Origin of the sequence: Massilia orientalis (assembly GCF_030411975.2) — a bacterium.
Classification (GTDB): domain Bacteria; phylum Pseudomonadota; class Gammaproteobacteria; order Burkholderiales; family Burkholderiaceae_D; genus Telluria; species Telluria orientalis.
In genome coordinates, this window is sequence record NZ_JASNRB020000034.1 from 1 (window position 1) to 11,374 (window position 11,374).

Annotated in this window: 3 protein-coding genes; all 3 read left to right on the forward strand. The window is 70.7% G+C overall.

Annotation, left to right across the window (positions count from 1 at the left end; all coding sequences use genetic code 11):
* The first annotated feature begins 29 nt into the window (after window positions 1–29).
* The 3 genes from QPK29_RS30680 (at window position 30) to QPK29_RS30690 (ending at window position 11,362) form a co-directional block, all read left to right on the forward strand.
* Entirely contained in the window at window positions 30–125 is a 96-nt protein-coding gene (locus QPK29_RS30680) for a PEP-CTERM sorting domain-containing protein (protein ID WP_400189906.1), read from the forward strand.
* A gap of 336 nt (window positions 126–461) precedes the next feature.
* A complete protein-coding gene (locus QPK29_RS30685; protein ID WP_371772141.1) occupies window positions 462–7,556 on the forward strand; it encodes a hypothetical protein in 7,095 nt (2,364 codons plus the stop codon).
* Window positions 7,553–11,362: a hypothetical protein gene (locus QPK29_RS30690; RefSeq protein WP_371772140.1), complete on the forward strand. Its 3,810-nt coding sequence runs from the start codon at window positions 7,553–7,555 to the stop codon at window positions 11,360–11,362. Before QPK29_RS30685 ends, QPK29_RS30690 begins: the two co-directional genes overlap by 4 nt.
* Window positions 11,363–11,374: the final 12 nt, after the last annotated feature.

An 11,374-nucleotide genomic window follows, 5' to 3' on the forward strand; every position in this document is an offset into this window, starting at 1 on the left:
TGGCGGCGCCCTCGACCCGCGTCAGCAGCTTGACGAAGATTCCGGAACCGTCGACGGCGGCGCTGATGCTGGTTGCCGTGCTGGCGATGGGCGCGTGGCGTCGGCAAGGAGTGCGCAGGTTCTGATCGGTCCTGAGGACCTGAACGCAGCCCGGAAGCCGATGTGCGGCTTCCGGGCTTTTTACATTTGGTCGTTGGATCGGCCCGGTTATCCATCATGAATACGCAACAAACATATTTACGAATATTTTGCAACCTACCGCTTGTGATTTAACAAAATTGCGTTTAAATTATCCCCAGTCGACTCCGCCTCAATAACAAGAACACATTCTTCCCGGCCCACTTTCGCGCGGCCGGGGCCAGTGCGCCGTAACTCCAAAACAACCGCCGCCGTTTCGAATCTCATCGTGCGAGAGGCCGCGTGCCGCCCGTACGGGTCATCGACGTCTGAAGGAGACCGCAATGCCTGCTTTCCCTCTTTCGCTGCTCGACCTCGTCTCGCCCTACCAACTGCTCGGCACGACGCTGGGCGACTGGCAGGCGGCGCTGGGTGCCATCTATGTCGACCACTACGAGGCAACCGGCGCGGCCGAAGGCACGACGATCCGCGGGGTGGCCAGGTTCGCCGTGTCCGCGCGCCCCGTGCTCGACCTGCCGAACGCGCGCCTGACCGTCACCGCCACCGCCGGCGGCCTGCATCCGCAGGACGATCCGACCCGGCGCGATCCGTGGATCGACATCCAGGATACGCAGATCGCCTTCGAACTGTTCGTCCCGCGCACCGGCTCCCCGATCATCGCGGCCGCGTCGGGCGTGCCGGCCGCCACGACCGACGTGTTCAACGTGCTCGACACGCTGCCGATCGACATGCCCGTGTCCGACTACCCCGGCGCCCAGTTCTCGCTCGACATGCTGCTCACGACGGTCGTGCTGCGCCCGCCGATGCTGAAGGGCGCGAAGCTGCGCGAGTCGGATGGTCTGCTGGAACGCGACCCGGCCAACACGGTCGTGTCGTTCACTCTACCCAAGCTGCGCATGCAGCTGGCGCAGGATGCGGCCGGGGTCCTCGCCTTCAACCTCCTGAGCCTGGGCGCGTCCAGCCTGGACGACGGCAGCGACCTCGGTACGGCCGAACTGATCACGATGACGCCGCCATACGCGTTCATCGGCGATTCGAACGTGGTGGGCTTCGGGTTCCGCAGCGCCGTACTGGACCTGTCGAACGGCTACACGCCGCCGGAGGTGCTGGCGCAGTTCGGCTACGACGAGAACTGGACCGGCCTGTACCTCCCCATCGTGCGCCTGTTCGTGGCGCCGCACGGGATGAACGACATCGCCGTGTCGGCCGGCGCCAGCAATCTGCTGATCGGGCTCGGGAACACGCCCGGCATCACGGGCGACTTCGACGTCGCCGTCATCAACCAGGGCGCGCCGATCGGCGTGTCGGCGCGCTTCTACGGCCCCGGCAACCAGCCGATCGGCATCACGCGCACGGGAGATACCGCCACCGCCATGCTGCCGCAACGTACGCGCATGGTGGTCGACGCGTCCGGCCAGCGCCCGCCGTACACCTTCACCGCCGCGCTGGACGGCGGCCCGCTCGCACCCAGCGCGCCATCGATGCCGAACGTGTTCGACGTCGACCTGGGCGGCGACGGCGCGGGCAGCATCGTCGTCGGTGCGGCCAGCGGCGGCGGCACGCCGGCCCAGCTGACCATCGCGGCCGGCCCGAAGACCGGCAGCACCAAGCCGGGCACGCCCATCGTCGCGGAGGCGCAGTTCGACACCGACAGCATCACGCGCGACGGCACGCCGGTCGGCGCGCCTCCGTTCCGCCTCAAGGCGCGCAACAATTCGAGCATCACGATCACCCTCGATCCGCCGAACCCCGCCACCACGTGGAAGGTGCGCAAGCCGCCCGCGGCGCCGGCGCAGGACTATCCGGCCGGCGAGGAGTGCACCATCGAACTGGCCGAGAACGAGTCGGCCGACGTGGAGGCGACCACGCCGGCCGTGGGCGCGGGGCCCGAGACGGTAAGCGCGTTTTTCCGCTTCGACCGCCCGACCAACAACCAGCTGCCCGAGCACGACCCGACCACCGGCATCGACTACGTGGCAGGCCTGCCCGGCACCGTGGGCCCCACGCCCACGGCCGATGTCACCAGGCCCGCCAATTCCAGCACCGGCCCGGCCGCGACGGATGCGCCGGAAAGCCCGTTCACGGGCAGCCCCGTGGGCAGCAGCTACGCCGCGCGCCTGGACCGCGTTCCGGCCGGGTCCACCATCGAGATCACGGGCTGGGCCAGCAACGAGGACGACCCGAACGACGTCGACTACAACTTCCTGCTGTCGCGCCGGCGCGCGGAGGCCTTCGCGCACATCGTCCGCGCCGCGGCACCGGGCAAGAACTTCCACTTCACCCTCCTCGGCCGCGGCCCGGTGGGCAGTTCCGACCTCGACACGCGCCGCACGAACTGGCGCGCCGACGCCAAGCTGCCGGCCGCGCCGCTGTCCGGCACCGTCACGAAGGGCACGGTGTCGCGCGGCGCAACCAAGGTCCCGCAGATCCCCGTGACCACGCCCGACCCGGCCCCGACGCAACCGACGCCGCCCAGCTGGTTCCGCGCGCTGGGCGCCAAGGTGCGCATCGTGCGCGACGAGTTCGTGGCCGTCGAGGTCTTTGGCGAGTTCGACATCAACACGCCGTCCGAACAGTTCATCCAGCAGAACGGCGGCGATCCAGGCATCGAGCCCGTCCTGCGCGGCATGGGCAGCAATCCGATGGACGGCGTGATCAAGGCGCGCATCGTCTTCCAGATCGATAACGCGACCGGCGACTGGAGCGCGCTCGCGTACCTGGGCGCGGACCCGGCCGACAAGGACGGCCTCGTGATGACGGGCCAGCTGCCCGGCCAGCCCCTGCTCGCGGAGGGCAATTTCGGCCGCAACCTGCTCGGCATGACGGCCCTGTTCGCGCCGCTGCTCGACGCCGCCGCCCCCGCCAACCCGGCGTCCGGCGACATGGTGCCGGCGGTGCTCGCGGTCGGCGGCGTGGCGCTGGCGACGGGCCTCGCGCAGGCAGGCTATTTCAACGTGGAGCGCGTCGTGCTGTGGGGCGGCGAGATTGCCGTGCGCAAGCGCGCCAACGGCACCGAGGTGGCGATCCTGGGCGACATCGAGACCGCCGTGTCGGCGAACGTGGAGATCGGCGGCATCACCTTGCTGACCATCCCGCGCAAGTCGCCGCTGTCCGTGCGCTACAAGGCCATCGGCATGCGCTTCGGGAACACGCCGGGCGAGCGCGATTTCCAGTTCCGCCCCGTGTTCGATTCGTCGCGCGGCTATTCGATCGACCTGACCAGCGGCGGCGGCATCACGGTGCCCGATCCGCTCGGCCAGTTCATCAAGATCCTCGGCGCGCGCGTGGCGCGTACCAATCCGCTGTCGTTCGAGTTCGACCTCGGTCTGAATGCGGACCTGGGCGTCGTCACGTTCGACCGTGCGCGCGTGCGCCTGAAATTCGCCGAGGAAGGCGGCGTGGCCGGCGTGGAGCTGACCGCGTTCGGCGCCGGCGTGAACATCCCCGGCGTCCTGGTCGGCAAGGGCAGCTTCGAGCTGGGCGAGGAAGTCGGCGGCGCCATCGACCTGCAGCTGGTGCCGATCGATACCCGCGTACGCGCCGTGCTCAAGGTGACGCACGTGGAAGGCCGCACGGGCGTGTTCGTCGCGCTGGAGCTGGAACTGCCGGTGGCGATCCCGCTGGGCGGCTCGGGCCTCGGCATCTACGGCTTCCTCGGCATGTTCGCGATGCATTACGCGCGCGACGAGGACGGGCTGACCGGCCCCACGATCGCCCTCGACTGGCTGAAGAACCGGGCCGACGGCAACCCGACCAATCCCGATGCGTGGAAGGGCAATCCGGACCACTGGGCGTTCGGCGTGGGCGCGACGATCGGCACGATGGGCAGCAGCGTCGTGTTCAACCTGAAGGGCGTGTTCATGCTCGAACTGCCCGGCCCGCGCATCCTGCTGATGATGAAGGCGCGCCTGCTGCAGCCGATGCCCGCACTGAAGGACAAGAATGCCGAAGGCAACCTGCTGGCCGTGATCGACCTGGACGCCGGCCGCGGCACGCTCACGATCGGCATCGTGGCCGACTACACGATCGACCCGCTCATCAAGATCCGCGTGCCGATCGAAGCCTTCTTCAACCTCAAGAAGGGCGAGGACTGGCATCTGTACCTGGGCCAGCGCAGCGACCCGGTGCAATGCACGATCCTGTCGGTGATCGACGCGTCCGGCTACCTGATGTTGTCCGGGAACGGCCTGCCCGCCTACCCCGACGCCGGCCTGCCGCAGGTCTACGGCTTCGCCATCGGCACAGGCCTGCGCGCCGCCTTCACCTGGGGCAGCGTGCCGGCGCGGCTGTACCTGCGCATCGGCGCCGGCTTCGACGCGGTGCTCGGCTTCGACCCGTTCCGCCTCGCGGGCCGGCTGTACGTGCGCGGCGAACTGGTGCTGTTCATCCTCAGCATCAGCGCCTACGCGGAGCTGGACGTGGACGTCGGCGAGAACGTGCTGCCGGACGGCCGGCGCGAACGCATCTCGAAGATCGACGGCGAGATCTGCGGAGAAGTGGACCTGTTCTTCTTCACCATCAAAGGCTGCGTCGACTTCCACCTGGGCGCCACGAACGTGCCCAAGCTGCCCGCGCCGCCGCTCGTGCGCGACCTGAAGCTCGTCTCGCGTTCGCCCGCACTGGTCATGGGCACGGGCACGGACCGCCCCGTCGACGGCGCCATCGGCACGGCGACCGAAGGCGGCGCCACCGACCAGACGCCGGTGGTGCCGATCGACGCGATCCCCGTGCTGATGCTGTCGGTGCCGCCGGTCGACGATGGTCTCACGGTGTTCGGCAGCGCGCCGCTGAACCACCCCGGCGCGGCGGAGAACGGCTGGCAGCAACAGGGCAAGAACTGGGTGCGCTACGCGATCACGAAGGTCGAGCTGGTAGGCCCGGTCGGCGACGGCGACAAACCCTCGGTCTGGTGGACGCTCAAGAACCCGATCGATCCGGCCAGCGCCCAGCTCGAAGTGCAGCTCGCGCTGCTGGCGTGGACGCCGAACGCCACACCGAAAGCCTTTACGCGTAGCGAGTACCAGGAAGAGACGATCCGCGAGCGCTGGGGCACCGTCTGCCACAAGGCCGCCCCGGCCACCTCCGTACTGTGGACCTTCCGCTACGAGCAGCTGGGCCCCTCGAAGGACGGCTGGATCGTCGACGGTGAAGCGTGGCCCGATCCGCCGGACACGGTGCGGTCGCGCGCGCCCGTCACGACGCTCGAAGTGACGGAGTGCTGGCGCTGCGGCATCGACCTCGTCGACCGCAGGCGCGGCATCGATCCTGCCTTCGTGACCGGCACGCCGGCGCCCTGCCCGCGCGACACGAAGCCGACGCCGCAACCGGTGCCGGGCACGATCGATCCGACCACGGGCGCGCCACGCCGGGCCGTTCGCGCGCAGGTTGCGCAGGTCGCCGGCATCAAGCGCATCGATGCGCTGCCGGCGACGCGCCTGACGTGGGCCGCGACGGCCGCCAGGCTGCAGGCCGGGCAGCCGCTGTCGCGCGCCGAACTGGCAACGTCCGCCGTGCACCTGGCCGCCGCGGCCACGTCGCCGACCGAGCCGCAACGCTGCGAAGCGAAGGTGCTGGCCAGCCCGCTGAACGACGACGGCCGCGTGATCGCGCTCGGCAACCCGGCCGACGAAAAGACCGTGAAGCAGGCGTGGAAGGCGCTCGGCTTCCGCCCGCCGGAACTCTTCAACGGCATCGTCCTGCACAGCGGAGAGATCGCGGCCGGACGGCTGTTGCTGTTCGTGCTGTCCACCCTCGTGCGCAAGGAAAACGTGCTGGTGCGCCAGCGCGCCAAGGACGGCACCCTGCTCGCCGAGCAGGCCGTCACGCTGGCCGACGTGGTGCCGACCAAGCCCGTGCCGGCCGAGTGGATGAGCAGCGCCGGCCCATGGCGCGACGACGTGCAGCTCGCGGCCGGCTACCTGGCCGCGCTGGGCGGCACCACGTCCACGCAGGGCAACAAGGCCTATCTGCCGGTGGTCGTCGAGATCAAGGGCGCGGACAAGGTCCATACGATCGAGATCGGCCAGAGCATGCGCGACCCGATCCGGCCGGAAGAACAGCGCCTGCTGATGCGCCCCTATTATCTGGCCGTGGCGGAATTCATGCATGCCGAGGAGATCGCGCGCCACGACTGGGACGAGACGACCACCACGCGCAATCACGGTGCAGTGGAAGCGGCGCTGTCGGACGACGCCTGTGGCCACGCGCTGCTGGCGCCGGACACGGCCTATCAGGTCAAGGTCGAGTGGACCGTGCAGACCAGCGACCAGGACACCCGTCCGACGGCGGCCGAAACGGACGACATCGACGCGACGACGGAAAGCCGCGTGTATCACTTCCGCACCGACGACGACGCACCGAAGACGCTTGATCCGTGGGTGTTGACGACATTGCCGGAAGAAGGCGAGAGCCACGTGTTCGGGCAGGAGCCGCTGTCGTTCGTGTTCGCGACCAACGACGTGAGCCAGCTGTACGCGGCCTACGGCAAGAAGCTGCAGGTGCGGATCAAGGCGGCCTCGTTCCGCCGGCCGGTCTCGACGCCGGCCGTGCCGCATCCGTTCCCGATCAACGCGGATACGCTCCACGACGTGAAGGGCGGCGTGCTGTCGCCGTGGGAAGAAAGCGTGCGCGAAGTGCTACTGGAAGATGGCGGGAAGCCCTGCGTCGACTTCGAGGCCGAAGTGGTCCGCCACAGCAAGGTCACGGTGCCGATCCCGCTCGATCCGTACACGGACTACGTGGTCGACATCGAAGCGGTGGACGAGGACGCGCCCGAAAACACGGTCGGCGACCGGGTGCTGCGCCGCTCGTTCTCGACGTCCGCGTACGGCACCCTGGGCGAATTCGCCAACACCTTCCTCGGCACGCGCCCCGAGCACCGCTACGTCGAGCCGGGCCGCATCGCGACGCTGTCGTCCACCTTCGCGAGCCACGCGCCGCAGGGCAGCGAGCTCGATGAAGCGATGATCACGGCTGGCCTGGGGCCGATGGGCACGCCGGCCGCCCCGCGCGTCGTCGCACTGTGGGAGCAGCCCGACCCCGCCCTGCCGCCGCAGCCGGTGGCCGTGATCGTCGACTCGCCCGAACCGCTGCACCGCACGCGCCTCGTGCCGACCAAGGTGACCGATCCGGTGCCCAGCGCGCCCGAACGCTACGAGATGCTGCCCGTGACGTGGTTGCAGCTGGCCCAGATGCCGGGCGCGCCGGACGTGATCCAGCGCGTGATCCCGGCACCGGGCGGCCAGCGCGCCATCGTCATCCTCAAGCCGGGCAGCCGCGGGGCCGACGGCCTGGCGCTGGGCCTCAAGCGCGAACGCTTCGCCGACAAGCCCTACCTATTCGATGCCACGTGGCCGGCCGATCCGGTCAAGATCACCTACGTCTCGTTGCTGAGCGCACCCTGGGAGGAACAAGCATGAGCCGCGTCGTCGACCCCTATCGCTTCTACGCCCGCGCCGCGCTGACGAACTGGGCGCACATCAACCGGGCCCGCGATCCGCAAGACCAGCGCTGGGCGGAAGAATGGCGCCGGCGCGGCATCGAGGGCTATGCGATGGCCCAGCTGCGCTGGTCGATCAACCCGCAGCTCGCGCCCGAGCTGCCGGACGAGGACTACGGCATGCCGGGCGGGCCGTTCACGGTGTGGGCGCGGCTGCCGTCCGTGAAGGAAATGCGCGACATCCCCTTCCACACGTACCAGAACCAGGACGGCGCCACCATCGTGTGGTGGATGGGCGACCCGCTCGTGTACGTCACGCTCGGCATCGACGTCACCGCCGCCAATGCGAATCTCGCCGCGCTCAACGGCCCCGTGGCGATCGACGCGCTGGAAATCATCGAGACCGTGGGCACCGGCCAGCGCCAGGTCCTGCTGTGGGGCACGTCCATCGTCGCGGTGGCGATCGCGTCGCCCGGCCCCGTCGGCGTGCTTTCGGTGCGCGGCATCACGGCGCACGACTACGCCAATTCCGACGCGTGGCGGCCATTGGAAATCGTCGGCCTGCCGGTCGAGCCATCCGCGTGGTCGGACGTGGGGCGGCACGCCGACAAGCAGGGCATGGTCGGCGCACTGACGGCGCCGGGCGATGCGGCGCGCGACCGCCTGCGCCGCGGCGCCGCGCCCTTCGGCTGGCCCGGCACGCTCGGGCCGAATCCGGCGCCGGCGTGGGCCCTGCCCGACTTCGACGGCCTGGTCAAGGAAGTGCGCCAGGACCTGCTGCCGCGCCTGCACCCCGTCCTCAAGATGCCGCCGGTGCTGCAGGCGCGCCAGCGCGACCTCGTCAACATCCCCGGGCCGAGCGGCGCGGGCGGCACGCTGGGCGATCCGTCCACGGCGAGCCTGCCGCCGCTGGGCCTGGCCTTCATCGCGGCCGGCAGCGACCCGCTGCTCGCGCTGGCGCTGGGCTTCGGCACCGCCTACCCGGCTGCGCAAGTCACGTCCGGCGGCTCGGTGACGCCGGGCGCCGTCGCCATCCCGAGCCGCATGATGGATTTCATGGTGACGGCCACGTGGGACAAAGGCATGGACGGCACGTCCGGACCGCTGGAGATGGCCGCGCTGGCGATCGGCGCGCCGCCGCCCGTGCGCCCGCCGGCGCCGAACGCCCTGCAGGCGCAGGCGCAATCGCACAGCCGCCCGCACGCGGCCGACCAGCCGTGGAGCGCGGCCGCGCGCGTGTCGTGGGACCGCCTGCCGCGCTTCAAGCTGCTGACCACGTCCAGCTTCGCGTTCGCGCGCGCCAACCCGGTCACGCCCGCCGTCGCCGCCGACGCCATCATGCGCCCGCGCCCCAGCGGCGGCCTCGCCCCGATCACGCTCGCCAGCAACGCCAAGGACAAGGAAACGACCCGCCACTCGGCCGTGGATTCCTCACTGGTGCTGCCGCTGAGGGCGGCCGGGCTGGCGCTGCGCTACGGCATCGCGCTGCAGGACATCTGGGGCCAGTGGTCCGTGTGGGGCACGGTCGACCATGCGGACCAGCAGCCGGCGCTGGACCGCCCGCGCGTGCTGCGCTGCGCCCTGGATGCCGCGGTGCCCGCGTCGGGCCGCGTGTGCGCCGGCACACTGACGGTGGAACTGGCGTGGGATTGGGAAGTCCGCAGGCCGCTGCGGATCGAACTGCGCAGCCGCCTGTTCGGCGCCCCCCAGCGCTCCCACACGCCGCCGCCCGACACGACCCTGCCGGCCGGGCTGCAGACATCGCTCGCCGTGCCGCCCGCCGCCCCGCTCGTGCTGCCGTTCAGCGGCGACCAGGTGTCGCCGCTGCCGCCGAACGTCACGGTCGACTACTTCGACATCGACGGCAATCTCGTCGCGCCCGGCCCCGTCGGCGCGGACGACGTACGCCGCTACCGCATCACCGTCTCCGGCCTCCAGCTCGACTACAACGCCAACGGTCACATCGGCGTGGCCGTGTGGACGCGCGTGCGCGAACGCGCCCAGCCCCTGCGCGACAGCGCCTGGCTCGCGCCGCTCGTCTCCGGCTCCGCGATGGAACCGGGGCCGAACATCGCCTACGCGTCCGACCCGATCCCGCCCGCGCCCGAGCCGCCGGAAATCGTCAAGCGCGCCAGCCTCGCGGACGCGCGCGGCGAGCACCACGCGCGCGTATCGTGGGCGCCTGCCGCCGGCGCGACCGGTTACTTCATCTACACGGCGACCGAGAGCGCGATCCTCGCGAAGGTCGGCGATCCGGATCGCCCGGCGCCCGATCCGACCCAGACGTACACGGAACGGCTGGCGTTCCTGCGCGACTGCCTCGCCGCGTCCACCGACAATTTTCGCGCGCTGTTCACCCGCGTGAACACGAAGGCGCAGCCGGAGACGTCGGCCGACCTCGTGCTGCCGCGCGGGACGAAGGAGATCCATCTGTTCACGATGGTCGCGGTCAACGCGGGCAACGTCGAATCGAACTGGCCCGCGCCGGCCGACAACGAACAGCGCGTCGTCGCCATCGCGGCGGCGGACATCGCGACGCCGGCCCCGCCGCGGCTGGAGATCCGCCGCCTCGACCAGCCGGCCGCGACGCCGAAGTTCGCGGTGCACGTCGACCTCGCGAGCCAGCCCGGCGCCCGCGTCGCGCGCTACCAGCTGTTCCGCACGCGCGTCGAAGCGGCCGCGATGGCATTGGACACGATGGGCCCGCCCGTCGCCGCGATCGAAGCGACGGGCGGCGGCTGGACCGTGCACGGCCTCGACGGCGACGCCGCGGCGCTGGCCGACGCCACCGGCACCGACCAGCCGGACGGCTCGTGGAAAAAAGTGTGGTACCGCGCCGTCGCGTGGGCGCATCCGGACCCCGACCGCGCCCTGCTGCCGGGCCGCTCGCCGCCATCGAACGCGATGTCGGTGGTGATCCCGCCCGATGGGCCGCCGAATCTGTCGCCGCTGACGGCCGAGTGGCCCGGCGGCCCGGTGCAGGACGTGCTGGTGCATTTCACAAGCACCGCGCCCGTCGCGAAGACGGCGCTGGGGCCGCACAAGCTGGCGGTCGATGCGCAGGTGCTGAGCGGCCCGTCGAAATCCGCCCCGGCCCCGCTGCTGCTGGAAGCGTTCGAGCTGCAGGCCGTCCCCGCCGCGCCGCCGGCGCCGCCGCTGAGCGGCACCTGGCGCACCAGCGCCACGCAGTACGCGCTGCGGCTCAGGCGCGGTTCCGTCGACGACCGCGTGGCCGTCGTGGTGCGCATGACGGATCCGCTCGGGCGCACCACGGAACGCGTGCTCACCGTGGCGTCGGGCCCCGTCGATCCCGCGCCGGACGTGCTGGACCTGGAGATGCACGTCGTGAAGCCGAACGTGGTCAACGCCACGTGGCGCTCCAGCGCGCCGATCCCGCCGCGCGCGGGCGGCAAGTACACGATCAAGGTCACCGTCGCCGCGCCGAAAAAACCGATCCTGACGCCGGCGCCGGTGCCGCATCCGATCGTGCAGCCGCACGGCGTGGCGGCCCTCCTCGCCAAGAAGGCGGTGGCGCTGGAGACTCTCGACGTCGTGCGCGGCCCGATCATCAAGCTGCCCGGCCAGGTCACGGTGATCGAGATGGCGCTCGCGGATGTGCCGGTCGTCGGCAAGGCGCCGCTGCCCGGCCAGCCGTGGCAACTGGTCCGCCTGAACAGCGCGCACGGCGTGACCAGCTACGGCCTGACGTACAACGGCGCGGCGGCGAGCGTCACGGTACGCATCACGGCGCCGGACGGACGCTTTGCCGAACAGGTCGCAAAATAGACAGGACGGGCT